The sequence below is a fragment of the Hydrogenovibrio sp. 3SP14C1 genome (genome assembly GCF_029625905.1).
In the GTDB taxonomy this organism is placed as follows: Bacteria; Pseudomonadota; Gammaproteobacteria; order Thiomicrospirales; family Thiomicrospiraceae; genus Hydrogenovibrio.
On the sequence record NZ_JARTLM010000170.1, the window covers coordinates 1 to 262 of the forward strand.

The following is a 262-nucleotide window of genomic DNA, read 5'->3' on the forward strand; positions in this document are numbered from 1 at the left end:
GGCGGGGTTCATCGAGCCGGGGGAGTCGGCAGAAGAGGCCGTGCATCGGGAAGTGTTCGAAGAGGTAGGCGTGCACGTGGATCAACTGCGCTATCACCACAGTCAGGCCTGGCCTTTCCCGCATTCGCTGATGCTGGGCTATTTCGCCGAGGCCACGACCCAGCGAATCACCATCGATGGGGTCGAAATCAGCGATGCCGCCTGGTTTTCGCCGCGGCAGCTGCCTGCGCTGCCGCCGCCGTACTCTATTTCACGGGATTTG

Annotated in this window: 1 protein-coding gene; it reads left to right on the forward strand. The window is 62.6% G+C overall.

Annotation, left to right across the window (positions count from 1 at the left end; genetic code table 11):
* Nucleotides 1–262, forward strand: a 262-nt coding sequence (locus P8629_RS12110; RefSeq protein ID WP_278166362.1) for an NUDIX domain-containing protein, incomplete at both ends; no start/stop codon positions are given.